This is a genomic window from Cupriavidus gilardii, from assembly GCF_013347325.1.
Classification (GTDB): Bacteria; Pseudomonadota; Gammaproteobacteria; order Burkholderiales; family Burkholderiaceae; genus Cupriavidus; species Cupriavidus gilardii.
Window position 1 is genome coordinate 364,757 of sequence record NZ_CP054626.1, and the last position, 23,961, is coordinate 388,717.

Consider the following 23,961-nt stretch of genomic DNA (forward strand, 5'->3'; position numbering starts at 1 on the left):
AGCGACACGCCACCCCTGAACCAGACAGACCGAAGCCCCACGACTTATCGATGCCTCGCCGCTCCACCATTCGATCCACCACGGACTGCGCTGCGGCCCCGGATTGCGCCGCCAGCGCGGTGCCGCCGGACTTCGGCGCCCGCGTCGTGCAATGGCAGCGCCGGCACGGGCGCCACGACCTGCCCTGGCAGAACACCCGGGATCCGTACCGGATCTGGCTGTCGGAGATCATGCTGCAGCAGACCCAGGTCAGCGCGGTGATCGACTACTACCAGCGCTTTCTGGCGCGTCTGCCGACCGTGCAGGCGCTCGCCGACGCGCCCGCCGACGAGGTGATGGCGCTGTGGGCCGGGCTCGGCTACTACTCGCGGGCGCGCAATCTGCACCGCTGCGCGAAGCTGGTGGTCCAGCAGTACGGCGGCCATTTCCCGAGCGATCCCGCGCTGCTGGCCGAGCTGCCCGGCATCGGCCGCTCGACCGCGGCGGCGATCGCGGCGTTCAGCGCGGGCGTGCGCGCCCCGATTCTCGACGGCAACGTCAAGCGGGTCTTCGCGCGCTGCTTCGGCGTGCACGGCCATCCCGGCGAAAAGGCGATCGAGAACCGGATGTGGGCAATGGCCGAGGCCGCGCTGCCTGCGCCGGGCCCGCGCCAGTCCGATGACATGGTCGCCTACACGCAAGGGCTGATGGATCTGGGCGCGACCGTCTGCTCGCGCGGCAAGCCCGCTTGCCTGGACGAACCGGCGCGCTGCCCGCTGTCCGACCTGTGCGTCGCGCGGCGCGAGGGCCTGACGGCGGTGCTGCCGACGCCGAAGACGCGCGCGCCGGTGCCCGAGCGCAGCACGGTGATGGTGGTGTTGCGGCATGGCCGCGAGGTGCTGCTGCGGTTGCGCGCGGACAGCGGCATCTGGGGCGGCTTGTGGAGCCTGCCCGAGCTGCCCGTGCCGGCGCTGCCGTTCGACGCCGAACAGGCCGAGGACGACGCGCTCGCCTTCGGACGGGCGTTCGGCACTCCGGCCCGCGCCGCGATGGTCGCCGAGATGACGCACGTCTTCACGCATTTCCGGCTGCTGATCCGCGCGGTACGCGTCGACATGGCGGCATTGGCGTTGCGCGATGCGGGTGGGGCAGCAGCGCAAGCAGCGCAAGAGCAATGGCGCTGGCTGTCGCTGGATCGGCTCGACGAACTTGGCATGCCGGCGCCGGTGCGCAAGCTGCTGGCCGGCGAGGTGGTGCCGCAGTTGTTCTGAAGATCTGCGCCGCTCGCGGGAGCCGGCCGGCGAGGCGGTGGCCGCTACAGCCGTTACCCGTTACAGCATGTGGTGCTGGCGCATGAAGCGATGAACGATCTCGATCCGCATGCCGGCGTCGGGCAGCGCCATCAACATCTGTTTGGCCTTCATCGGCACCGGCAGCAGTTCGCATAGCCGATTGGCGACCCAGCTCGGATCCTCCCACTGCATCGGCTCGGCAAAGGGCAGCTTGTGCGGCGTCGCGTGCAGCGAGGCGACGATGCGGCGCAGCGCCGCCAGGCATTCGCCCAGCAACTCCAGCTTGCAGTCGATCACGTCGTCGGGCAGCAGCTCGGCGCGCGCGACCAGCAGGCCGTCGTCGCGGGCATGGTGTTCGAGGATGCGGAAGCGCTGCCTGCCGCGTGTCTCGATCAGCAGCACGCCGAGTTGCTCCATATTGCAGTCGACGATTTCGGCGAGACAGCCGACGGCTTCCGGCACGGTAGTGCTTCCTTCCTGCGCGACTTCGGTGCCGCTGGCGATCAGGCATACACCGAATGCCGCGTTGTCGCGCAGGCAATTGCGCACCATGTCGACGTAGCGGGGTTCGAATACGCGCAGCGGCAGCCGGCCGCCGGGAAACAGCACGGTGTGAAGCGGAAACAGCGGCAGGCTGTCGACTTCGATGTGGAGCGGTGCCGCGTGATTGGACGCTGCGGAACTGGAAGACATGCGATCCCGAGAAGACCATCGCTCACAAGGCGGGGGAACGCACATTGCGCCGCCGCCGGGATCCACCGCCCTGGTGGGGCCGGATCAGCTTACCGGCACCAGCTCGCGGTGTCTGACCAGCACATTACCATGCGCGCGGAAGTAGTTGGCAAGTCTTTCCGCGATATAGACCGAGCGGTGCTGGCCGCCGGTGCAACCGATTGCCACCGTCAGATAGCTGCGGTTGTCGGCGACGAAGCTCGGCAACCATTTCTCGACATAGGCCCGAATGTCCTCGGCCATCGCCAGCACCATCGGCTGGCTCTGCAGGAAGTCGATCACCGGCGCATCGCGGCCGGTCAACGGCCGCAGTTGCAGGTCGTAATACGGGTTGGGCAGCGAGCGCACGTCGAACACCATGTCGGCATCGCTCGGCACGCCGTGCTTGAAACCGAACGACGTGAACAGCAGCGTCAGCTGCAGATTGTCGTCGCGGATGAAGTCCTTGATCCAGGCGCGCAGCGTATTGGTGCGCACATTGCTGGTGTCGATCCGGTGCGCCGATTCGGCCAGCGGACTCAGCAGCTCGCGTTCCATCTCGATCGCTTCGATCAGCGGAGTCTCGGTCGGCGCGGGCGCACCGCCCGCACCGCCCGCCGCCAGGCGCACCGACAGCGGATGGCGACGCCGCGTCTCCGAATAGCGCTGCACCAGCGAATCGGTATTGGCGGTCAGGAAGACCACGCGGACCTCGTGTTCGGCGGACAGGCTGCGCAGTGTCTCGGGCAGCCGCGCCAGCGATTCGCGGCTGCGGATATCGGTGGCGATGCCCAGATGCGTGTAGCCCTCGGCCGCCAGATAGCGGGCCAGTTCGGGAATGAACTGCGCGGGCAGGTTGTCGACGCAGTAGTAGCCTGCGTCTTCAAGCACGTTCAATGCAACCGATTTGCCGGAGCCGGAAATGCCGGTGATGAGGACGATGCGCATAACGCTTGAAGGATAGCATCGCGTGATGATTGCGTCATGACGGTCCGGTGACATCCGCGGCCGGGGAAGGCGTGGCAGGCGGGAAACGTGGCGAAAGCGTGCGAAAGCCGCGCAATGCACGCGCAGGGCGCCGAGAACAGCGAAATAGCAAAGAAAAAGGCGAACCGCCGGGTGCCCCGCGATTCGCCTTGATCTGGCCTTGGCCCGCTCCGGAACAATGCCGGATCAGCGTGCCGTCATGCGGACAGGCACTCCTTCATGAACGCCTTGCGTTCGTCGCCCTTCTTGCCGCTCGCCTGCGCGTTGCAGGCCTTCATCTTCTGCTGCTGCGAGTTGCCCGCGGTGGCGGGCTTGGCCGACAGGCATTCCTTCATGAAGGACTTGCGCTCGTCCCCGGTCTTGCCGGCTGCCTGCGCATTGCATGTCTTCATCTTGCTCTGCTGGCTGTTGCCGGAGGCGGTCTGGGCAAAGGCGCCCGTGGCGACCAGTGGGCACAGCAGCACGCAGGTTGCGATCAGTGTCTTCATGCTGGAATCTCCTGACTGAGGATCGGGTCGCCAAGCGCAGGATGCGCAACGGCGCAGGCTGGGCGTGATGCCCATTACAGCACAAAACGCTGAAAACCCCAATCAGGTTGACGCTGTCTGCGTGTCGGACACGCCGATGCGTCAATGTGGTCTCGAGCCGCGCTCGGCGCAGCCGCTCAGAGCAGACGGCCCTGGCCGCGCGAGGCCGCGTCGGCCTGCATCGCGGCACGCTGGCGATCCATGAAATCGCGCAGCGTGTCGATGCCGCGCAGCCGCAGGATCGTGTTCCGGACCGCCGCCTCGACCAGCACCGCAAGGTTGCGGCCGGCCGCGACCTGGATCTTCACCATATGGATGGGCAGGCCCAGCACGTCCAGATATTGCGAATCGAGCGGGAGCCGTTCGAATTCCCCGTCGTTGCGGCGCACCAGCTGGACCACCAGCTTGAGCTTCATCTTTCGGCGCACCGCGGTTTCGCCGAAGATCGTCTTGATATCGAGCAGGCCCAGGCCGCGCACTTCGAGCAGGTTCTGCAGCAGCGGCGGGCAGCGCCCCTCGACGAAATCCGGGCCAAGACGCACGAAGTCGACCGCATCGTCGGCCACCAGGCCATGTCCGCGCGAGATCAGTTCCAGGCCCAGTTCGCTCTTGCCCAGACCGGATTCGCCCATGATCAGCACGCCCATGCCGAGGATGTCGAGAAACACGCCGTGCATCGTGACGCGCGGGGCGGAGATGCGCGACAGATACAGCCGCAGATGGTCGATGACCGCGGCCGACGACACCGGCGTCGTGAACAGCGGCGTCGACGAGCGGGTGCAGCGCAGTTCCAGGTCGGGCGGCGGTTCCATGCCGTCGGCGACGACCAGAAACGGTGGCTCCAGCAGGATCAGTTCGCCCATCTGCCGCTTGCGCGTTTCGTCGTCGAGCCGCTGGTAGTAGGTAATCTCCGGCTTGCCGAGGACCTGGATCCGGTTCGGGTGGATCAGGTTCAAGTGACCGACCAGGTCGGCGGCCGAGGTCGCCTCGCGTGCGAAGTCGAGGTCGAAGGCGCGATCGGCGCCTTCCAGCCCGGCCACCCAGGACAGTTTGAGGTCGGCTGCGTTGTCGTCGAAGATCGACTGGGAGGTGACGCCGGTGAGTTCCATGCGGGATGAGGCGGGGCGCTAGGGCGGTGGTGTATGCGGTGGGCGCGGCTGTGCGCGCTTATGCCGGAAGGGTCAAGGATGCCATTGCACCAGCAGCTGGTGAATCGCATCGGGCGTCGGCAAAGCGGCGAGGCCATCGCGCATGTCGCGATCGGACAATAGCTGAGCAATTTCCGACAGGATTTCCAGATGCTGCTGCGTGGCCTGTTCCGGCACCAGCAGGAAGATCAGCAGCGAGACCGGCTTGCCGTCGGGCGATTCGAACGGGATCGGCTCGGCGAGCCGCATGAAGGCAGCCAGCGGCTGTTTCAGTCCCTTGATGCGGCCATGCGGGATGGCGACGCCGGCGCCGAGTCCGGTCGAGCCGAGCGATTCGCGGGCGAACAGATTGTCGGTCACCGTGGCGCGCGCCACGCCATGGTTGTTTTCGAACAGCAACCCGGCCTGTTCGAACACGCGTTTCTTGCTGGTGACGCTGACGTCGAGCGAGATATTGCCGGGCGGCAGCAGTTTGGCCAAACGGTTCATTTGAAAATGCGCGGAATTCCTGATACTGGCGCCGCCATGCGGTTCTCGCCGGCGTGGGCCGGTCTGCCGTTGCTGGGCGGTGCGTTCGTTGCCGCCGCTTCCCGACTATCAGCGTGCGGCACATTATAGTGCAGGGGGGCTCCCTGCCGTCCGATGCCGATCGCCCCGAGCGGCATTGCGCAGGAAACGGGGCGGGCATTCTCTAGATGTATTGCACAGCATACACCGGGAAGCCCGCCAGACGGAACCCCATTCCGGTTTCATCCTGCAGGCTGCAAGGAGTGGCGCCGCGCGACCGGCGCAAAAAAGCCGTGCTCCTGGCACGGCTTCCTTCCTCGCTTCAAGGCGGGCCGTCGTCCGGCCGCGCCGAATCATCAAGCTACTGCTGGGCCTGACTGGCCGCGAAGCTGTGGTACTTCAGCGATTCGCGGTCGTGGCTCTGCACCTTGTCCTTGTAGCGGATTACCTGCCGGTCCAGCTTGTCGACCAGCATGTCGATCGCCGCATAGAGATCTTCGTGATGCGCCTCGACAAAAATGTCCTTGCCCTTCAGATGCACATTGATTTCCGCGCGCTGACGGCGATCCTTTTCCTTTTGATTGTCGACCGATAGCAGCACGCTGACGTCAATAACCTGATCGAAATGCCTGAGGATTCGCTCCAGTTTCGTTTCCACGTACTCACGCAGCGAAGGCGTGATGTCCAAGTGGTGTCCACTGATCTTGAAGTTCATAGCGCTTCTCCTTCTGAAAGAGCCGCACCAGGCAGGCGATGCGACTCGGCTACAAAGACTTGCGAAGGTTCACGGCCGGGATCTTCAAGGCTTCACGATATTTGGCGACGGTACGTCGCGCCACGACGAAGCCTTGTTCCCCCAGCAGTTCGGCAATCCGGCTGTCGGACAACGGGTTTCTGGGGTCTTCGGCTCCTATCAGCTGCTTGATCAGCGCACGGATTGCGGTGGAAGAGGCGGCACCGCCGGTCTCGGTCGATACATGGCTGCCGAAAAAATATTTCAGCTCGAATGTCCCCATCGGGGTGGCCATGTACTTGTTGGTCGTCACACGAGAAATAGTCGACTCGTGTAGACCCAGTGTATCGGCTATCTCCCTCAAAACCAAGGGGCGCATCGCAATTTCGCCGTGCGTAAAGAAATTCTTTTGCCGCTCCACGATGGCTTGTGCGACGCGCAAAATGGTGTCGAAACGCTGCTGGATATTTTTGATGAGCCAGCGCGCCTCCTGCAGTTTCTGCTGCAATCCCGCGGCGCCGGTATCGCCTTTCGCACCGCGCAAGATCTGCGCATACATGTCGTTGATGCGTAGCCGCGGCATCACATCGGGATTGAGCTGGGCGATCCAGTTGTGGCCGCTCTTGCGCACGAATACATCGGGCACCACGAAGTCCGCTTCCGGCCGGCTGTAGGCGTGGCCGGGATATGGCGCGAGCGAACGGATCAACTCGTGCGCGGCCTTCAGCTGCATGTCGTCGACCTGCAGCGCCTTCTTCAGCCGTGTGTAGTCGCGCGCGGCCAGCAGTTCGAGGTGATGGCGGACGATGGTCATCGCCAGCTCGCGCTGCGGATGTTCGATGCGGCGCAGTTGCAGCGACAGGCACTCTGCTGCGTTGCGTGCGCCGACCCCGGGCGGATCGAAGCTTTGCAGCAGCGTCAGCATCGCATGCACTTCGTCGAGTTCGAATTCGAGCTCTTCCGGCAATTCGGACAGGATTTCCTCGAGCGACGCGCTCAGATAACCGTCGTCGTCGAGCGATTCGATCAGGAAAATCGCCAGGCCCTTGTCGCGCGTGGAGATTTTCAGCGGCGTCAATTGCTCCATCAGATATTCGCGCAGCGTGGGCTCGGCATCGCGCAATTGCAGCGGTGTTTTCTCGTCCTCATCGCTTTGCGGACGGCGGGCGAAGTCGTCCAGGCTCCAGTCGCCGCCATAATCGTCGCCCGCGCCGTCGGCATAGCCTTCGTCGGCTGCGGCGGCGCCGTCCGCGTGCGAGTCCGCGGGCGCCGCCGGTTCGGCGGGCGAGGTCGTGGTGGCGGTCTGCACATTGACCGACCCGTCGGCGGCAACGCGCAGCGGGCTTTCGATCCAGTCGTTTTCGCGTTCGAGCAGCGGATTCTCGGTCAGCGCCTGCTCGACTTCCTGTTGCAGTTCCAGCGTGGACAACTGCAACAGCCGGATGGACTGCTGCAGCTGCGGCGTCAGGGCCAGATGCTGGGAGAGGCGTAGCTGTAGCGACGGTTTCATGCGGCCTATTTTATGCGCAACTTCGGCCGCGATGGAACGGAATTTGCTATCGGAAGTTTCGATTGCGTGGTCAGAAGCGATTGCCTGATGGATCACCAGAGGAGGATCGTGGCATCGCTTGCCGGCGTGCGAAGCGGCGGCCCCGCAGTGCGGGGGAGTCGCGCGGCGGACCGCCCGATGTCAGCGCACCATTACATGCGGAAGTTTTCGCCCAGGTAGACGCGCCGCACCGATTCGTTGGCGATGATTTCCTTGGGCTCGCCTGCCGCCAGCACCGCGCCCTCGCTGATGATGTAGGCGTGGTCGCAGATGCCCAGCGTCTCGCGTACGTTGTGGTCGGTGATCAGCACGCCGATATTGCGCGCCTTCAGGAAGCTGACGATGCGCTGGATTTCGCCCACGGCGATCGGATCGACGCCGGCGAAGGGTTCGTCGAGCAGGATGAAGCGCGGCGCGGAGGCCAACGCCCGCGCGATCTCGACGCGCCGCCGCTCGCCGCCGGACAGCGACAGCGCCGGGTTGTTGCGCAGGTGCGCGATTTGCAGGTCGTCGAGCAGGCTGTCGAGGCGGCGCTCGATCTCGGCCGCGGACAGCGCCTTGCCGTTGTCGCGCTGCAGTTCCAGCACCGCGCGGATGTTCTGCTCGACATTGAGCTTGCGGAACACCGACGCTTCCTGTGGCAGGTACGACAGCCCCATGCGCGCGCGCTCGTGGATCGGCAGGCCGCTGATGTGCTGGCCATCGAGCACGATGTCGCCTTCGTCGAGCGCGACCAGGCCAACGATCATGTAGAACGAGGTGGTCTTGCCCGCGCCGTTGGGGCCGAGCAGGCCAACGACCTCGCCGCTCTTGACGTCGAGCGACACGTCCTTGACCACGGTGCGCGAGCCGTAGCGCTTCTTCAGATGGCGCACCACCAGGTTGCTGGTGACGGGCATCGTGCCGGCGCCAGCGCCGGCTGCGGTATTGGCGTTGGCGGCTGGAGCGGTGGCGGTAGCGGTGTCGGCAACGGACATGTGGGCAATCCTTTGATGCTGCGTGATGCGAAGCTGGCGGCGAAGCGCGTGCGGCGTGGGCCGGGGGCGGGCCGGCAAGCGCTCAGGGTTTGGCCGTCGGCGAGCCCTTCAGATCGACACCGGCACCGCTGCCGCCGGTTCCCTGGCTCTGGCGCGGCGACAGCACCGCGCGCACGCGGCCGGACGGGTTCGCCGGCGCCGCGTTGCCGCTGCCGCCGGCCGCGGTGTAGAACTCGTTGCGGCTGTCGTAGGTCAGCACCGCGCCGCGGATCTCGTCGACGATCTTGGCACCGGCCAGGCGCGCCATGCGGGCATTGCCGATCAGCTTGGCGACCTCCTGCTTGCCGTCGTATTCGATGCGGTCGCCCCAGCCGTCGATGTACTCGTCGACGTTGTCGCGCTTCTGCCGGATGTAGGCCTGCTTGCCCCCCTTGGAAGTCGCCACCGCGTACTGGTAGCCCTCCGGGTCGGTGCGGACCTCGGCGGCATCGGACTTCAGCACCATGGTGCCCTTGGTCAACACCACGTTGCCGGTCAGCGTATAGATCTGCTTGACGTCGTCGTAGCTGGCGTTGTCAGCCTCGAGCACCAGCGGCTTGTCGCGGTCGGCGCGTTCGGCGAGCGCCGGCAGGGCGAGCGTCATGCCGGCGGCGAAGGCGAGCAGCACGGCGGTGGCGCGGCGGCGGGTCCAGGTCGTCAGGGTCAGGGTCATGTTGGCCACGATGGCGTTGATTGGCGTTGTCCGGGAGGGATCGTTCGAAGGTTGCGTGGCGGGCGCGGCGGCGCGATGCGTCATGGCTTCGCGCCGCCGCCGCGCGGCGCCATCACGATGGTGCCGCGCACATTGCCGAGCAGGTTGACCTCGCGCGTGACATTGTTGAAGACCAAGCCGTTGGCGGTCATCACCGACGGGCCGCGGGTCAGCTTGACCGGCTTGTCGGTCTTGACGATGTCGTCGTTGATCAGGATCTGGAAGTAGCTCGAGGTCGCGCTCATCTGCGGGTCCTGCGACGGATCGGCGCCCTGCACGCGGACGATATGGGCGTTGCCGAACAGGTCGATCACGCTCGCGTCGGCGTTCATCCGGCCGAGGTCGGCAGTGCCGGTCACCGGCGGCCGGTCCGGCTCGTAGGCCCGCATCGCCGGCCGCGTGACCTCGTAGGTCTGGTCGTCCTCGTAATGGATCATCCGCTCGCCGGTGAAGCGCATCTTGGTGCTGCCGTCCTCGGCCAGTTCGGTCGCGGTGAAGCGCTCCATCCAGTAGTCGGGCACATGGCGCTTCTGGCGTTCGGTATCGCTGACCTGGCGCGGCGTATTGATCTGCACGAGCCAGAAGGTACTGCCGGCGACCAGCGCCATCAGCAGCAGCGGCATCAGCCGCAGTGCGAGCCGGGACAGGGAGGGAAACAGATCGCGCATGGCGTGCGTCAGATGACCTTGGCCCGGGTCAGGTCATGGATATGCAGCGCGCCGACCAGGCGCTGGTCGGCATCGACCACCAGCAGCTGGTTGATGCGGTTCGCTTCCATGATCTGCACCGCCTCGACCGCGAGCTGGTCCGGCCCGACGGTGAACGGATTGGCATGCATGACCTCGCCGATCGGCACGGTCTTCCAGTCGCGCGGCGTTTCCAGCAGCCGGCGCAGGTCGCCGTCGGTAAAGACGCCGATCGCGCGGCCGCCGGCGTCGACGATCGCGGTCATGGCCATGCCCTTGCGGGTGATTTCCATCAGGGCCTGCGCCAGCGGCGTGCTTTCGCGGACTTCGGGCACCGCATTGCCGGTGCGCATCACGTCCCGCACATGGGTCAGCAGCTTGCGGCCCAGCGCGCCGCCGGGGTGCGAACGCGCGAAGTCCTCTTCGCCGAAACCGCGCGCATCGAGCACCGCCACCGCCAGCGCATCGCCCAGCGCCAGCGCCGCCGTGGTGCTGGCGGTCGGCGCCAGGTTCAGCGGGCAGGCTTCCTTGTCGACGCGGGCGTCCAGATGCGCGTCGGCCAGCTGCGCCAGGTTCGACTCGACATTGCCGGTCACCGAGATCAGCTTGGCGCCGATGCGCTTGACGATCGGCACGATCGACAGCAGTTCGGAAGTCTCGCCGGAATTGGAAAACGCGACCAGCACGTCGTCGCGCGTGATCATGCCAAGGTCGCCGTGCGAGGCCTCGGCGGGATGGACGAAGAAGGCAGGCGTCCCGGTCGAGGCCAGCGTGGCGGCAACCTTGCGGCCGATATGGCCGGACTTGCCGATGCCGGAAACGACCACGCGGCCCGAGCACTCCAGCACCAGCTGCACCGCCCGCGCGAAGTCCGGCGTCAGCCGCGACGACAACGCGGCGACGGCATCGGCTTCGATCTGCAGGGTATGGCGTGCGAGCTCGAGTGCTCTTTCCGCATTGAAATTGGCTATCATGGCGACGAAGTATACCAATGAATGCGATGACGCCCGGGCCGGTCGCGGCGCGTCCGGCGCGGCGTCTGCCTTCGCGTCCGGGTCCCGTCTCCGCCGGCCGGCCGCCCCCTGACGGAACACGCCGGGCCGGGGCAGGCCTGTTCCCGGTCCACCGCCTGCATTACCGCCTGCAACCGCTGCACTGCCGCACCGCTATCCGCGCCACCGCTCGCATCATCGCTCGCACCAATACCGGCCCGCCCGAATGCATTCTCCGCTGGACCTGACCCTTGTGCTGCTGGCCGCCGCCGTGCTCGGCGTGGTCGCCTTCCGCATGCTGCAGCTGCCGCCGATGCTGGGCTATCTGGCGGTCGGCATCCTGATCGGACCTCACGCGCTGGGCTTGGCCAGCGATTCCGGCCAGACCAAGTACCTTGCCGAGTTCGGCGTGGTCTTTTTGATGTTCTCGATCGGGCTGGAGTTCAATCTGGCCAAGCTGCGCTCGATGCGCCGGCTGGTGTTCGGCCTCGGCGGCAGCCAGGTGGTGCTGACCATGCTGGCGGTGGCGCCAGTCGGCTGGCTGTTCAGCGCGGTGTTCGACCTGACCTGGCAGGCGTCGATCGCGCTGGGCGGCGCGCTGGCGATGTCGTCGACCGCGATCGTCTCCAAGATGCTGTCCGAGCGGCTTGAACTCGAGACCGAGCACGGCCGCAATATCTTCAGCGTGCTGCTGTTCCAGGATCTGGCGGTGGTGCCGCTGCTGATCGTGATCCCCGCGCTGTCCCGCGATCCGGGCGAGCTGCCGATGGCGCTGGCGCTGGCGATCGTCAAGATCGTGGTCGCGCTGACGCTGATCTTCGTGCTGGGCAAGCGCGTGGTCAGCCGCTGGTTCCACGTGGTGGCCGCGCGCCGCTCGCAGGAGCTGTTCATGCTGAACCTGCTGCTGGTCACGCTGGGCATGGCGGCGCTGACCGAGCGGCTGGGCCTGTCGATGGCGCTGGGCGCCTTCATGGCCGGCATGCTGATCGCGGAGACGCCATACCGGCATCAGGTGGAGGAAGACATCAAGCCGTTCCGGGACGTGCTGCTCGGCCTGTTCTTCGTCACCATCGGCATGCTGCTCAATGTCCGCGTGGTGATCGACAACCTGTGGCTGGTGCTGACGCTGCTGATCGTGCCGGTGCTGTTCAAGTTCGTGCTGATCGCCGGGCTGGCGCGGCTGTTCGGCTCGCGTCCCGGCGTGGCGATCCGCACCGGCCTGGGCCTGGCGCAGGCCGGCGAGTTCGGCTTCGTGCTGCTGAACCAGATCGACGGGCTGGGCCTGGTCGATCCGGTGCTGACGCAGGTGATCCTGGCTTCGATGCTGCTGTCGATGCTGGTGGCGCCGTTCCTGATCCAGTACAGCGATGCGATCGCGATGCGCTTTGCCGCCAACGAATGGCTGCTGCAGTCGCTGAACATGACACGTATCGCCGCGCAGAGCCTGCAGACCGAGAAGCACGCGATCATCTGCGGCTACGGCCGCAGCGGACAGAACCTGGCGCGGATGCTCGAGCGCGAGGGCATCGGCTATGTCGCGCTGGACCTGGACCCGGACCGCGTGCGCGAGGCGGCGGCGGCCGGCGATACGGTCGTCTACGGCGATGCGGGGCGGCGCGAGGCGCTGATTGCCGCAGGCATCCATCGCGCCGCGGCGGTGATCATCACCTATGCCAATACGCCGTCCGCGCTGAAGGTGCTGCACCATGTGCACGAGCTCGAGCCCGCTTTGCCGGTGATCGTGCGCACGGTCGACGATTCGGAGCTGGAAGCGCTGCAGCGCGCCGGCGCGACCGAGGTCGTGCCCGAGATCATCGAGGGCAGCCTGATGCTGGCCTCGCATGCGCTGGTGCTGCTGGGCGTGCCGATGCGGCGCGTGGTGCGCGGCGTGCAGCAGGCGCGGGATGCGCGCTACAGCCTGCTGCGCGGCTACTTTCACGGCCGCGACGACGAGGAGGACATGATCGAGCGCGACTCGGTGCGGCTGCATTCGCTGTCGCTGGGGCCGGACGCGACCGCGGTCGGCCGCCGTCTCGGTACGCTGGGGCTCGAGCATATCGGCGTCGAGGTCACCGCCGTGCGGCGGCGCGGCATCCGCGCCTTCGATCCGCAGCCCGATACCGTGCTCGAGCCGGGCGACATCCTGGTGCTGCGCGGCACGCCCGAGGCGCTCGAGGCGGCCGAGCAGCGGATCACCGAGCGCTGACGCAGCCGTTATCCTGGATGGCTGGCGCTCGAGCCATCCCCTTCATCCATTGTTTCCGACCATGCCCGCTGCCACCATCCAGTCCCCGCCCCTGGGCGACGTCACCACCTATCTGCGCGACCGCATCCGTACGGTGCCCGACTGGCCGCAGCCCGGCGTGATGTTTCGCGACATCACGCCGCTGCTGCAGGACCCGAAGACGCTGCGCGTGCTGATCGACGTATTCGTGCACCGCTACATGGACGCCGGCCTCGACATGGTGGCCGGCATCGATGCGCGCGGCTTCATCCTTGGCGCGATCCTCGCCTACGAGCTGAACCTGGGCTTCGTGCCGATCCGCAAGAAGGGCAAGCTGCCGTTCCAGACCGTGGCCGAGGAATACGAGCTCGAATACGGCAGCGCCACCGTCGAGATCCACGCCGATGCCTGCAAGCCGGGCGACCGCGTGCTGCTGATCGACGACCTGATCGCCACCGGCGGCACGATGATGGCCGGACGCCGGCTGCTCGAGCGGCTCGGCGCCACCGTCGTGGAAGGCGCGGCCATCGTCGATCTGCCCGAGCTCGGCGGCTCGCGCCATCTGCTCGACAGCGGCCTGCCGCTGTTCACCGTGTGCCGATTCGAGGGCCACTGAACGTCGTTCACGCAACAACCGCAGCGCCGCCCAGCGTTGCGAAGCACACCATCGCCGGCGCCTCGCGTTGCCCTCTTGCGCAGCGCGGGCGCATAATGGCCGTTCATTCACAACAAGGGCCGGGCGGCCCCTGCCTCTGACCGCCGCACCGGCCGCAATGGGTGCCACACCATGGGCGTTCTGCTTCATCTGCTCTCCGGGGTCGCGCTGCTGGTCTGGGGCACGAATATCGTCAAGGTCGGCATTCTGCGCGTCTATGGCGCGAATCTGCGCCACGTGCTCTCGGCCAGCGTTGCCAATCGCTTCAGCGCCTTCGCCGCCGGCCTCGGCGTGACGGGCCTGGTGCAAAGCAGCAATGCGACGGCCGTCATCGTCAGTTCCTTCGTCAGCCAGGGCCTGATCGCGGTCGCGCCCGCGCTGGCCATCATGCTGGGCGCCAACGTCGGCACCGCGATGATGGTGCAGGTGTTCTCGCTGGACCTGTCGTGGCTGTCGCCGCTGCTGATCTTCATCGGCGTGATCGCGCATCTGAGCTGGAAGGGCAGCAGGCCGGGCCATGTCGGCCGCGTGCTGATCGGCCTGGGGCTGATCACGCTGGCGCTGGAGCTGATTTCCAATGCGACCCGTCCGGTGGTCGAGGCCGCCGGCGTCAAGGTGCTGTTCGCCAGCCTGACCGGCGATACCGCGCTCGACATGCTGGTCGGCGCCTTCCTGACCGTGCTGTCCTATTCGAGCCTGGCGGTGGTGCTGTTCTGCGGCGCGCTGGCCTCGGCCGGCGTGGTGTCGATTCCGGTCGCGCTGGCGCTGGTGCTCGGCGCCAACCTCGGCTCGGGCATCTCGGCGTTCCTGACGACTTCCGGCAACAACCAGCCCGGCAAGCGCGTGACGCTGGGCAATCTGCTGTCGCGCCTGCTCGGCTGCGTGGTGGCGCTGCCGCTGCTGGACGACGCGCAGACGCTGCTGCGCGCGGTCGATGCGGACCCGCAGCGGCTGATCGTCAATTTCCACCTGCTGTTCAACGTGGTGCTGGCGGTGGCGCTGATCGGGCTGACCGCGCCGCTGGCGCGGCTGTGCGAAACGATATTGCCGGGCCGCAACACCGGCGAGAGCCAGGTCACGCCGCGCCACCTCGATCCGGCCGCGCTGTCCACGCCGACGCTGGCGCTGGCCAATGCCGCGCGCGAGGTGCTGCGCATCGGCGACCGCGTCGAGCAGATGCTCGACAACATGCTGCGCGTGCTGCGGACCAACGACGCCAAGCTGGCCGCCGCCACCTGCCGCATCGACGACGAGATCGACGATCTCTATACCGCGATCAAGCTGTACCTGACGCGCATCAGTGTCGAGGCGCTCGACGAGCGCGACGGCCGCCGCTGGACCGAGATCATCTCGCTCAATATCAATCTGGAGCATGCGGCCGACATCATCGAACGGATCCTGATCGATGCGCGGGACAAGAAGATCGCCCACAACCTGGTGTTTTCCGAGGCCGGCATGCAGGAAATCACCGAGATGCATGCCCGCCTGATCGGCAATCTGCGGCTTGGGCTGTCGGTGTTCCTGAACGGGGACCTGAAGAGCGCGCGCCAGTTGATGATGGAGAAGGCGACCTTCCGCGAGCTCGAGCGCAAGTATTCGCATACCCACCTGCGCCGCGTGGCCACGCAGACGATCGAGAGCATCGACACCAGCTCGCTGCACCTGGACGTGATCAGCGACCTGAAGCGCCTGAACTCCTTGTTCTGCGCGACCGCCTACCCGGTGCTCGAAGAAGCCGGCGCGCTCGATCGCAGCCGGATGCGCGACGAGGACGGCCGCGACACCGAGCAGGCGCGCCCGCTGGCCGCCGCTGGCGCCGCCAATGGCGCGCCCGCCCAGCCGCTGGCACCGCGGGTGCGGCCGGAGTAGGGAACGTCCGAAGAGGGCAGGGGCGCTTGCGTCGCCCCGTGCCCCTGACGCCTCGCTGGCGCCTTGCCGGCGACTTGCCGCCGACTTACCGGCGCTTGACCCGCCGCGCCGGTTCTTCCACGGGCCGCTTGAGCAGCGGCGCCAGGTACTTGCCGGTGAAGCTCGCCTTGCTGGCCGCGATGTCCTCCGGCGTGCCGCGCGCGATGATCTGCCCGCCGCCGGCGCCGCCCTCGGGGCCGAGGTCCAGCACCCAGTCCGCGGTTTTGATCACATCGAGGTTGTGTTCGATGATCACCACGGTATTGCCCTGGTCGCGCAGCTTGTGGATGACCTTGAGCAGCAGTGCGATATCGTGGAAATGCAGGCCGGTGGTCGGCTCGTCGAGGATGTACAGCGTGCGGCCGGTATCGCGCTTGGACAGCTCCAGCGACAGCTTGACGCGCTGCGCTTCGCCGCCCGACAGCGTGGTCGCCGCCTGGCCCAGCCGGATGTAGCCCAGCCCCACATCGAGCAGCGTCTGCAGCTTGCGCCGGACCACCGGCACCGCGCTGAAGAACTCGTAGGCCTGCTCGACCGTCAGCTCCAGCACCTCCGAGATGTTCTTGCCCTTGTACAGCACCTCCAGCGTCTCGCGGTTGTAGCGCTTGCCGTGGCAGACGTCGCAGGGCACGTAGACATCGGGCAGGAAGTGCATCTCGACCTTGAGCACGCCGTCGCCCTGGCAGGCCTCGCAGCGCCCGCCCTTGACGTTGAACGAGAAGCGGCCCGGATCGTAGCCGCGCTCCTTGGCCGACGGCACGCCGGCGAACAGCTCGCGGATCGGCGTGAACAGGCCCGTATAGGTGGCCGGATTGGACCGGGGCGTGCGGCCGATCGGGCTCTGGTCGACGTTGATGACCTTGTCGAAGTGCTCGAGCCCGTCGATGCGGTCGTGCGGCGCCGGCTCCGGCGTCGAGCCGTACAGATGGCGCGCCACCGCCGGATACAGCGTGTCGTTGATCAGCGTCGACTTGCCCGAGCCCGATACGCCGGTCACGCAGGTCAGCAGGCCGACCGGAATCTCGGCGTTGACCTGCTTCAGGTTGTTGCCGCTGGCGTTCAGGATGCGCAGCATCCGTTCCGGATCCGGCGGCGTGCGCGAGGCCGGCACCTCGATGCTGAGCTCGCCCGACAGGTACTGTCCGGTCAGCGAGGCCGGCGAGGCTTCGATCTGCGGCGGCGTGCCCTCGGCGACGATCTGGCCGCCATGGACGCCCGCGCCCGGGCCGATGTCGACCACATAGTCGCTGGCGCGGATCATGTCCTCGTCGTGCTCGACCACCAGCACCGAATTGCCGATGTCGCGCAGATGCTTGAGCGTGCCGATCAGCCGGTCGTTGTCGCGCTGGTGCAGGCCGATCGACGGCTCGTCCAGCACGTACATCACGCCGGTCAGCCCCGAGCCGATCTGCGAGGCGAGCCGGATGCGCTGCGCCTCGCCGCCCGACAGCGTGTCGGCGCTGCGCTCCAGCGACAGATAGTCGAGGCCGACGTTGTTCAGGAAGTTCAGCCGCGCGGAGATCTCGCGCACGATCTTGTCGGCGATCTCGCGCTTGGCGCCCTGCAGCTGCAGCGTCAGGAACCAGGTCAGCGCGTCGCGCAGCGGCCAGCCGCTGATCTCGAAGATCGCGCGCGCCTGTTCGCCATCGCCGACCTTGACATGGCGCGCCTCGGTACGCAGCCGCGTGCCGTGGCAGGCGGGGCAGGGCTGGTTGTTCTGGTACTTGGCCAGTTCCTCGCGCACCGCGACGGAATCGGTCTCGCGGTAGCGGCGCTCCAGATTGGGGATGATCCCCTCGAACACGTGCGAGCGCGTGGTGGTGCGGCCACGCTCGTTCATGTAGGTGAACGGAATCTCGGTCTCGCCCGAGCCGTGCAGCACCACCTGCTGCACCTCGGCCGGCAGGTCTTCGAACGCGGTGTCCAGGTCGAAGTCGTAGAACGCCGCCAGGCTCTGCAGCATCTGGAAATAGAACTGGTTGCGGCGGTCCCAGCCCTTGATCGCGCCCGAGGCCAGCGACAGGTTGGGGAAGGCCACCACCCGCTTCGGATCGAAGAACGTGATCTGGCCCAGGCCGTCGCAGCTCGGGCAGGCGCCCATCGGGTTGTTGAACGAGAACAGCCGCGGCTCGAGCTCGGGCAACGAGTACGAGCAGATCGGGCAGGCGAACTTCGAGCTGAACAGATGCTCGGCGCCGCTGTCCAGCTCGAGCGCGATCGCGCGGCCATCGGCCAGCCGCAGCGCGGTCTCGAACGATTCGGCCAGCCGCTGCTTGATGTCCGGCCGCACCTTGACGCGGTCGACCACCACTTCGATGCTGTGCTTCTCCGTCTTTTTCAGCTTGGGCAGCGCATCGACCTCGTAGACCCTGGCCTGCGCCTCGTGCGCGGCGCCGCCGCCCGAGCGGATGCGGAAACGGACGAAGCCCTGCGCCTGCATCGTGTCGAACAGGTCGGTGTGCTCGCCCTTGCGGTCGGCCACCACCGGCGCGAGGATCATCAGCTTGGTGTCCTCGGGCAGCGCCAGCACCGCGTCGACCATCTGGGACACGCTCTGGGCCTGCAGCGGCAGATCGTGGTTCGGGCAATACGGCGTGCCGGCGCGCGCGTACAGCAGGCGTAGGTAATCGTGGATCTCGGTGACGGTGCCGACCGTCGAGCGCGGGTTGTGGCTGGTCGCCTTCTGCTCGATCGAGATCGCCGGCGACAGGCCTTCGATCAGGTCGACGTCCGGCTTCTCCATCAGCTGCAGGAACTGGCGCGCGTAGGCCGACAGCGATTCGACGTAGCGGCGCTGGCCCTCGGCATACAGTGTATCGAAGGCGAGCGAGGACTTGCCCGATCCCGACAGGCCGGTGATCACGATCAGCTTGTTGCGCGGCAGATCGAGATTGATGTTCTTCAAATTGTGGGTACGGGCCCCACGGATTCTGATTTCTTCCATATACCGTTTGTCTTCGCCAGGCGGGGCCGCCAGTCGGGGTCGACAGGCCGGTCTCACGGAGCGCCCGCGCCATGTCCGGATCGCAGGCGTACGCTCAAGCAGGAAGCAGGCCGGGGCCTTGGCGCGGGCCGGCGGGGAGGGGGGGCGCGGCGGTCCTGCCGCCATCCCGGGCGCCGCTTTCGCCGCCGCCGGGCGCCGCGCGCCGCTACCTTCGTGCCGCCGGCCGATTGCCTGGCCAGCCGGGCCGCTTCCCGCCGATCCGGCGCCGGGCGCCGGGAGCAAACCTGCTAATATACCGAACTTCGGTTTCCGGGGTTGCCCCTGCCTCCGCCTGCCGGCGAGAGGGCGCGGCTCCGGCGCCCGGCACGGTGGCCACGGTGGCGGTTTGGATGGCGCCCCGGCATGGCCGCGTACCGCGGCGCGGGGCCCGGCGCACGGCCGGCCACCCGTCTCACCCGAGTCCCCACGAGCGCAATGCCGTCGACCCAGTCTTCTTCCCCAGCCGCGGCCGATGGTGCCGAACGAGCAGCCGGCGCGGTCTCCGCACGGATGACCCGTATCGAACTGCGCGCCAGCGTGTCGCTGGCCAGCATCTTCGCGCTGCGCATGCTGGGCCTGTTCCTGATCCTGCCCGTCTTCGCCGAATACGCCCGTACGCTGCCCGATGGCCACGACGCCCAGCGCATCGGCCTGGCGATGGGCATCTACGGCCTGATGCAGGCCTTCCTGCATATCCCGCTCGGCTGGCTGTCCGACCGTGTCGGCCGCAAGCCGGTGATGATCGGCGGCCTGCTGCTGTTCGTCGCCGGCGGGCTGGTCGCGGCGTTCTCCGACACGCTGACCGGCATCATCGCGGGCCGGGCGCTGCAGGGCACGGGCGCGATCTCGGCCGCGATCACCGCCTGCATCGCCGACCTGACCAGCGAGCGCCATCGCACCAAGGCGATGGCAATGGTCGGCGGCAGCATCGGCCTGACCTTCGCGCTGTCGCTGGTGATTGCCTCGCCGCTGCTGCGCACCATCGGCATGCCGGGCATCTTCGCGCTGATGTCGGTGCTGGGCCTGCTTGCCATCGCCGTCACGCTGTTCCTGGTACCGACCCCGCCGCCGCCCCATCCGGACCAGCTGCCGCTGCACCGGGTGCTGCCCAAGGTGCTGCTGAATCCGGACCTTGCGCGCATGAACGTCGGCGTGCTGGCGCTGCACGCCTCGCAGGTGGCGATGTTCATGGTGGTGCCGGGCATGCTGGCCGACGCCGGCATGCCGGTCGACTCGCACTGGAAGGTCTACCTGCCGGTCGTGCTGGTGTCGTTCCTGCTGATGCTGGCGCCGATGATGGCGGCAGAGCGCTATGGCCGCATCCGCCCGGTGCTGCTCGGCGCGGTCGCGCTGATGACCGCGGTGCAGCTGCTGTTCGCCGCGGTGCACGGCCTGTGGCCGATCGTCGGGGTGCTGCTGCTGTTTTTCGTGGCCTTCAACGTGCTCGAGGCGATGCAGCCCTCGCTGGTGTCGCGCTACGCGGCGGCATCGCGCGGCGCCGCGCTCGGCGTCTACAACACGACCCAGGCGATCGGGCTGTTCCTCGGCGGCGCCGTCGGCGGCTGGCTGCTGCAGCACGCCGGCCGCAGCGCGGTCTTCCATGGCTGCGCGGCCGTGCTTGTCCTCTGGCTTATAATCGCCTGGGGCATGAAGCCGCCGCCCGCCAGGGTCCGCCACGGCGGCCCGGACAGCGAGCCGCAGCCGGCGCACTGAGCGGCGGCCTGCCGGGCACGACGTAACCGCGGCGGTCCACGGCGACGGCCGCATCACGCGGACACGCTTTGCGGCGCCGGGCCGCACTACCATCGGCGCGCCCGGCGCGAATCAGTCGAAAGAGTCAAACCAGTCAGCACATTGCCGCGCCGCCCATCGGGGCGCGGTTCTCGGAGAACACCTCATGGCATCCGTCAACAAAGTCATCCTCGTCGGCAATCTCGGCGCGGACCCCGAAACGCGCTATATGCCCAGTGGCGATGCCGTGACCAATATCCGGCTGGCCACCACCGACCGCTACAAGGACAAGCAGAGCGGCGACATGAAGGAGCTGACCGAATGGCACCGCGTGGCCTTCTTCGGCAAGCTCGCCGAGATCGCCGGCCAGTACCTGCGCAAGGGCTCCCAGGTCTATATCGAAGGCCGCATCCGTACCCGCAAGTGGCAGGACCAGTCGGGCCAGGACAAGTACAGCACCGAAATCGTCGCTGAACAAATGCAGATGCTCGGCTCGCGCCAGGGCGGTGGTGGCGGCGGCGACGAAGGCGGCGGCTACGCCCGCGAATCGTCGGGCGGCGGCTATGGTGGCGGTGGCCGCGGCGCCCAAGGCGGTGGCGGTGGCAACCAGGGCGGCGGCGCACGCCGGCCGCAGCAGTCGCCGTCGAATGGCTTCGAGGATATGGACGACGATATTCCGTTCTGAGTTTCGCCTCCCCGCTTCACTGCCTCACCGGCAGCCGATCGAGCCCGCTTCACGCGGGCTCTTTTCATTTGCGCGGCCGGTGTTGCGCGCGGGTTTGCGTCTCTGCGCCTATCCAAAGAACACCCGCGCGGATATCGATATCCCCTTTCCTTCGTTCCGCTTCAGGAGCAGCGTCCCTATCCTCGTAGCCTGTTGACCCGGCCAGGAGGACCCGCCAATGAATGCCCCGTTGGACTTCGACGCGCGCCGCGCCCTGCGGGCCGCGCTCGAGTCGCTGCCCGAGCTCGCGCAGAAGATCGGTACCGATGCGGCCGCGCGCGAGGCGCGGCGCCTGCTGCCCTATGAGGGATTTGCGCTGTTCCGGCAGTCCGGCCTGGGGCTGTTGCGGATTCCGGCGGAGCGAGGCGGGCTGGGCGGCACGCTGGTCGATCTGTTCGAGGTGATCGCCACCATTGCCGCGCACGAGTCCAACGTCGCGCATGCGCTGCGCATCCATTTCGATCAGACCGAGTCGCTGCGGCTGTCGCCGCGCTCGGCGTTCAACGATCTGCAGGTGCAGCGCATCGTCGGCGGCGCCATCTTCGGCGGGGCATCGACCGAGGTCGGCACCGCACGGCCCGGCGAAATCACCACGGCGCTGCGCCGGGACGGCGATCATTACCGGCTGTCGGGCCGCAAGTACTACTCGACCGGCACCGCCTTCGCCGACTACGCACGCATCAACGTCAAGGACGCCGACGGCGCCGATGCCTCGATCGTGATCCCGACCGACCGCCCGGGCTTCAGCGTGGTCGACGACTGGGACGGCATGGGCCAGCGCATGACCGCCAGCGGCAGCCTGGTGTTCGACGACGTGCAGGTACTGGCCGACGAGGTGACCCGGCGCGGCAACAGCACGCTGGTCGGCCGCCATTGCGGCGCGCTGCGCCAGCTGCATCTGGTCGCCGTGGCGGCCGGCATCGTGCGCAACGCGTGGGCCGATGCGCGGCGCTACGTGCAGGACCATGGCCGTCCCGCGCTGCACAGTCCGGCGCCATCCGCGCGCGAGGACCACTTCATCCAGCAGGTGATCGGCGATCTGGCCGCGCACAGCCACGCGATCGATGCGCTGGTCCGGGACAACGCGCGCGTGCTGGACCGCTCGGCCGACGCGCTGCTGGCTGGCGCCGACGATGCCGAGGCGCTGGTGCTGCAGGGCGCGCTGGCCACGGCGCAGACACAGCTGGTGGTCAGCAAGCTGGCGCTGCACGTGGGCGAGCGGATGTTCGAGGCGGGCGGGGCGTCGTTTACGGCGAAGCGCTACAACTTCGACCGCCACTGGCGCAACCTGCGCACGATCTTCAGCCACAACCCGCTGCTGCACAAGGCGCGCGTGGTTGGCGCCTACTACCTGAACGGCGAGACCACCCACCTGACCGAAGGTCGGGTGTTCTGAGCCCTGTTCCGAATCTGCGGAGACTCGCGATGACATCGGCCACACCGCCGCGCCAGCTGCACCTGAACATCAATGCCTTGCATTCCGGCTTCGTGCCCTCGGCATGGCGCCTGCCCGCCAGCGATCCGCGCGCCTTCGTCGACGTGCAGCACTACGTGCGCGTGGCGCGCATCGCGGAGGCCGCCAGGTTCGATGCGATCTTCCTCGCCGACAACGCCGCGATTGCGGACCAGATTCATTTCAGACCCATTACCGCGCTGGAGCCGACGCTGCTGCTGGCCTGCGTCGCCGCCGCGACCACGCATATCGGGCTGGTGGCCACCGTATCGACGAGCTACAACGAGCCCTACAACGTCGCGCGGCGTTTTGCGACGCTCGACCATGTCAGCGGCGGGCGCGCCGGATGGAATGTGGTGACGACCGCCGATGCGGGCTCGGCGCGCAATTTCGGCCGAGCCGCCCCGCCCGATCACGGCCAGCGCTACGCGCGCGCCGACGAATTCACGACGCTGGTCAAGGCGTTGTGGGACAGCTGGGAGGACGACGCCTTCATCGGCGACAAGACCCGTGGGCGCTTCGTCGATACCGCGAAGCTGCAGCCGGTTGCCCATCATGGCGCGTTCTTTGACGTGCACGGGCCGTTGAACCTGCCGCGGCCGCCGCAGGGCCATCCGGTGCTGTTCCAGGCCGGCGGCTCCGACGATGGCCGCGAGCTGGCGGCGCGCCATGCCGAAGCCGTGTTTTCGGCCGCGCAGTCGTTCGACGAGGCGCTGGCCTACAAGCGCGCCATCAATGCGCGCGCCGAAGCGCTGGGGCGCGGTGCGGATGCGGTCAAGGTGCTGCCGGGCCTGACCACCATCATCGGCGCCACCGAGGCCGAAGCACGGCAGCGGCGCGACGCGCTGGTCGATCTGATTCCGTGGGACTACAGCCTGAACCGTCTTGCCGGCACGCTTGGCATCGAGGTCGAGCGGCTCGAGCTCGATGCGCCGTTGCCCGACGATCTCGCCGTGCCGGCCAATGGCAATCACACGTTCTTTCGCGCGACGCTGGCCGCGGCGCGGCGGCGGAACCTGCCGGTGCGCGCGCTGATTCGCGAGCTCGCTGGCGGCGGCGGCCACCGCGTGATCGTCGGCACGCCAGAGCAGATCGCCGACGACATCGAGCACTGGTTCCGCCACGGCGCGGCCGACGGCTTCAACCTGATGCCCGATGCGCTGCCGGACGGCCTGCAGGACTTCGTCGACGGCGTGGTGCCGATCCTGCAGCGGCGCGGCATCTTCCGGACCGAGTACGCGGGCGCGACGCTGCGCGCCCATCTCGGTCTGGCACGTCCGGCGGGCAGGGCACCGGCGCGGGCCGCCGCCTGACCGAAGGGGCGCTGCGGTCTTGTCATCCTCCTTCCTATTGACGCGGTAGCCGGCCCAGGCCCTACACTGTGGCGTACCCGGCTGCCGCGGCCATTCCCATTCCGTGCGCAGCATCCCCCTTGCCCGACGCG

20 protein-coding genes are annotated in these 23,961 nt (G+C 67.5%); 8 read left to right on the top strand and 12 right to left on the bottom strand.

Features of this window, described 5'->3' with window-relative positions:
- Nucleotides 1-50 precede the first annotated feature (50 nt).
- Nucleotides 51-1,250 (top strand): A/G-specific adenine glycosylase, encoded by a 1,200-nt coding sequence (mutY, locus tag FOB47_RS11870; protein ID WP_232962974.1) that lies wholly within the window; start codon nucleotides 51-53, stop codon nucleotides 1,248-1,250.
- Between the two features lie 60 nt (nucleotides 1,251-1,310).
- Here mutY and FOB47_RS11875 read toward each other — a convergent pair whose 3' ends face one another.
- The 11 genes from FOB47_RS11875 to FOB47_RS11925 all read right to left on the bottom strand — a co-directional run bounded on the left by FOB47_RS11875 (nucleotide 1,311) and on the right by FOB47_RS11925 (nucleotide 10,821).
- Complete coding sequence (locus tag FOB47_RS11875) at nucleotides 1,311-1,964, bottom strand: LON peptidase substrate-binding domain-containing protein (RefSeq protein WP_053821032.1); 654 nt, start codon at nucleotides 1,962-1,964, stop codon at nucleotides 1,311-1,313.
- A gap of 84 nt (nucleotides 1,965-2,048) precedes the next feature.
- A complete protein-coding gene (gene rapZ, locus FOB47_RS11880; protein WP_053821033.1) occupies nucleotides 2,049-2,930 on the bottom strand; it encodes an RNase adapter RapZ in 882 nt (293 codons plus the stop codon).
- A gap of 236 nt (nucleotides 2,931-3,166) precedes the next feature.
- Nucleotides 3,167-3,457, bottom strand: coding sequence for a PsiF family protein (locus tag FOB47_RS11885; protein ID WP_053821034.1), 291 nt, complete (start codon nucleotides 3,455-3,457; stop codon nucleotides 3,167-3,169).
- Nucleotides 3,458-3,633: 176 nt separating this feature from the next.
- Complete coding sequence (gene hprK / locus FOB47_RS11890) at nucleotides 3,634-4,605, bottom strand: HPr(Ser) kinase/phosphatase (protein WP_006576781.1); 972 nt, start codon at nucleotides 4,603-4,605, stop codon at nucleotides 3,634-3,636.
- A 72-nt stretch (nucleotides 4,606-4,677) separates the two neighbouring features.
- Complete coding sequence (ptsN, locus tag FOB47_RS11895; RefSeq protein ID WP_053821035.1) at nucleotides 4,678-5,133, bottom strand: PTS IIA-like nitrogen regulatory protein PtsN; 456 nt, start codon at nucleotides 5,131-5,133, stop codon at nucleotides 4,678-4,680.
- Between the two features lie 379 nt (nucleotides 5,134-5,512).
- The gene (gene hpf / locus FOB47_RS11900; RefSeq protein ID WP_053821036.1) at nucleotides 5,513-5,866 is read right to left on the bottom strand and encodes a ribosome hibernation-promoting factor, HPF/YfiA family; all 354 of its coding nucleotides are present in this window, start codon (nucleotides 5,864-5,866) and stop codon (nucleotides 5,513-5,515) included.
- Between the two features lie 49 nt (nucleotides 5,867-5,915).
- A complete protein-coding gene (locus tag FOB47_RS11905) occupies nucleotides 5,916-7,394 on the bottom strand; it encodes an RNA polymerase factor sigma-54 (protein ID WP_174782403.1) in 1,479 nt (492 codons plus the stop codon).
- A 191-nt stretch (nucleotides 7,395-7,585) separates the two neighbouring features.
- Nucleotides 7,586-8,410: an LPS export ABC transporter ATP-binding protein gene (gene lptB, locus FOB47_RS11910; protein ID WP_006579161.1), complete on the bottom strand. Its 825-nt coding sequence runs from the start codon at nucleotides 8,408-8,410 to the stop codon at nucleotides 7,586-7,588.
- An 82-nt stretch (nucleotides 8,411-8,492) separates the two neighbouring features.
- Nucleotides 8,493-9,122: a lipopolysaccharide transport periplasmic protein LptA gene (gene lptA / locus FOB47_RS11915; protein WP_053822969.1), complete on the bottom strand. Its 630-nt coding sequence runs from the start codon at nucleotides 9,120-9,122 to the stop codon at nucleotides 8,493-8,495.
- An 80-nt stretch (nucleotides 9,123-9,202) separates the two neighbouring features.
- Nucleotides 9,203-9,829 carry an LPS export ABC transporter periplasmic protein LptC gene (gene lptC / locus FOB47_RS11920; protein ID WP_053821038.1) on the bottom strand — a complete coding sequence of 209 codons (627 nt, stop codon included), beginning with the start codon at nucleotides 9,827-9,829 and terminating at the stop codon, nucleotides 9,203-9,205.
- A gap of 8 nt (nucleotides 9,830-9,837) precedes the next feature.
- A complete protein-coding gene (locus tag FOB47_RS11925) occupies nucleotides 9,838-10,821 on the bottom strand; it encodes a KpsF/GutQ family sugar-phosphate isomerase (protein ID WP_053822970.1) in 984 nt (327 codons plus the stop codon).
- A 244-nt stretch (nucleotides 10,822-11,065) separates the two neighbouring features.
- Between FOB47_RS11925 and FOB47_RS11930 the strand changes: the two genes are divergently transcribed.
- The 3 genes from FOB47_RS11930 to FOB47_RS11940 all read left to right on the top strand — a co-directional run bounded on the left by FOB47_RS11930 (nucleotide 11,066) and on the right by FOB47_RS11940 (nucleotide 15,587).
- Nucleotides 11,066-13,045: a monovalent cation:proton antiporter family protein gene (locus FOB47_RS11930; protein ID WP_006579157.1), complete on the top strand. Its 1,980-nt coding sequence runs from the start codon at nucleotides 11,066-11,068 to the stop codon at nucleotides 13,043-13,045.
- 61 nt (nucleotides 13,046-13,106) lie between these two features.
- Nucleotides 13,107-13,679, top strand: a complete 573-nt coding sequence (locus FOB47_RS11935; protein WP_174781167.1) for an adenine phosphoribosyltransferase — start codon at nucleotides 13,107-13,109, stop codon at nucleotides 13,677-13,679.
- 171 nt (nucleotides 13,680-13,850) lie between these two features.
- Nucleotides 13,851-15,587, top strand: coding sequence for a Na/Pi cotransporter family protein (locus FOB47_RS11940; protein WP_082371379.1), 1,737 nt, complete (start codon nucleotides 13,851-13,853; stop codon nucleotides 15,585-15,587).
- A gap of 85 nt (nucleotides 15,588-15,672) precedes the next feature.
- On the opposite strand, the gene uvrA is transcribed toward FOB47_RS11940, so the two are convergent.
- Nucleotides 15,673-18,570, bottom strand: a complete 2,898-nt coding sequence (uvrA, locus tag FOB47_RS11945) for an excinuclease ABC subunit UvrA (protein ID WP_174781168.1) — start codon at nucleotides 18,568-18,570, stop codon at nucleotides 15,673-15,675.
- A gap of 474 nt (nucleotides 18,571-19,044) precedes the next feature.
- Between uvrA and FOB47_RS11950 the strand changes: the two genes are divergently transcribed.
- The 4 genes from FOB47_RS11950 (at nucleotide 19,045) to FOB47_RS11965 (ending at nucleotide 23,830) form a co-directional block, all read left to right on the top strand.
- Nucleotides 19,045-20,322, top strand: a complete 1,278-nt coding sequence (locus tag FOB47_RS11950; protein ID WP_053821041.1) for an MFS transporter — start codon at nucleotides 19,045-19,047, stop codon at nucleotides 20,320-20,322.
- A 184-nt stretch (nucleotides 20,323-20,506) separates the two neighbouring features.
- Nucleotides 20,507-21,025 (top strand): single-stranded DNA-binding protein, encoded by a 519-nt coding sequence (locus FOB47_RS11955; protein ID WP_174781169.1) that lies wholly within the window; start codon nucleotides 20,507-20,509, stop codon nucleotides 21,023-21,025.
- A gap of 217 nt (nucleotides 21,026-21,242) precedes the next feature.
- Complete coding sequence (locus FOB47_RS11960) at nucleotides 21,243-22,460, top strand: acyl-CoA dehydrogenase family protein (protein ID WP_174781170.1); 1,218 nt, start codon at nucleotides 21,243-21,245, stop codon at nucleotides 22,458-22,460.
- Nucleotides 22,461-22,489: 29 nt separating this feature from the next.
- Complete coding sequence (locus FOB47_RS11965) at nucleotides 22,490-23,830, top strand: LLM class flavin-dependent oxidoreductase (protein WP_174781171.1); 1,341 nt, start codon at nucleotides 22,490-22,492, stop codon at nucleotides 23,828-23,830.
- Nucleotides 23,831-23,961: the final 131 nt, after the last annotated feature.

Excerpts from the sequence above, each read along its gene's own strand:
- mutY (WP_232962974.1), top strand. The coding sequence starts at position 51 with ATGCCTCGCCGCTCCACCATTCGATCCACCACGGACTGCGCTGCGGCC.
- FOB47_RS11875 (WP_053821032.1), bottom strand. The coding sequence starts at position 1,964 with ATGTCTTCCAGTTCCGCAGCGTCCAATCACGCGGCACCGCTCCACATC.
- rapZ (WP_053821033.1), bottom strand. The coding sequence starts at position 2,930 with ATGCGCATCGTCCTCATCACCGGCATTTCCGGCTCCGGCAAATCGGTT.
- FOB47_RS11885 (WP_053821034.1), bottom strand. The coding sequence starts at position 3,457 with ATGAAGACACTGATCGCAACCTGCGTGCTGCTGTGCCCACTGGTCGCC.
- hprK (WP_006576781.1), bottom strand. The coding sequence starts at position 4,605 with ATGGAACTCACCGGCGTCACCTCCCAGTCGATCTTCGACGACAACGCA.
- ptsN (WP_053821035.1), bottom strand. The coding sequence starts at position 5,133 with ATGAACCGTTTGGCCAAACTGCTGCCGCCCGGCAATATCTCGCTCGAC.
- hpf (WP_053821036.1), bottom strand. The coding sequence starts at position 5,866 with ATGAACTTCAAGATCAGTGGACACCACTTGGACATCACGCCTTCGCTG.
- FOB47_RS11905 (WP_174782403.1), bottom strand. The coding sequence starts at position 7,394 with ATGAAACCGTCGCTACAGCTACGCCTCTCCCAGCATCTGGCCCTGACG.
- lptB (WP_006579161.1), bottom strand. The coding sequence starts at position 8,410 with ATGTCCGTTGCCGACACCGCTACCGCCACCGCTCCAGCCGCCAACGCC.
- lptA (WP_053822969.1), bottom strand. The coding sequence starts at position 9,122 with ATGACCCTGACCCTGACGACCTGGACCCGCCGCCGCGCCACCGCCGTG.
- lptC (WP_053821038.1), bottom strand. The coding sequence starts at position 9,829 with ATGCGCGATCTGTTTCCCTCCCTGTCCCGGCTCGCACTGCGGCTGATG.
- FOB47_RS11925 (WP_053822970.1), bottom strand. The coding sequence starts at position 10,821 with ATGATAGCCAATTTCAATGCGGAAAGAGCACTCGAGCTCGCACGCCAT.
- FOB47_RS11930 (WP_006579157.1), top strand. The coding sequence starts at position 11,066 with ATGCATTCTCCGCTGGACCTGACCCTTGTGCTGCTGGCCGCCGCCGTG.
- FOB47_RS11935 (WP_174781167.1), top strand. The coding sequence starts at position 13,107 with ATGCCCGCTGCCACCATCCAGTCCCCGCCCCTGGGCGACGTCACCACC.
- FOB47_RS11940 (WP_082371379.1), top strand. The coding sequence starts at position 13,851 with ATGGGCGTTCTGCTTCATCTGCTCTCCGGGGTCGCGCTGCTGGTCTGG.
- uvrA (WP_174781168.1), bottom strand. The coding sequence starts at position 18,570 with ATGGAAGAAATCAGAATCCGTGGGGCCCGTACCCACAATTTGAAGAAC.
- FOB47_RS11950 (WP_053821041.1), top strand. The coding sequence starts at position 19,045 with ATGCCGTCGACCCAGTCTTCTTCCCCAGCCGCGGCCGATGGTGCCGAA.
- FOB47_RS11955 (WP_174781169.1), top strand. The coding sequence starts at position 20,507 with ATGGCATCCGTCAACAAAGTCATCCTCGTCGGCAATCTCGGCGCGGAC.
- FOB47_RS11960 (WP_174781170.1), top strand. The coding sequence starts at position 21,243 with ATGAATGCCCCGTTGGACTTCGACGCGCGCCGCGCCCTGCGGGCCGCG.
- FOB47_RS11965 (WP_174781171.1), top strand. The coding sequence starts at position 22,490 with ATGACATCGGCCACACCGCCGCGCCAGCTGCACCTGAACATCAATGCC.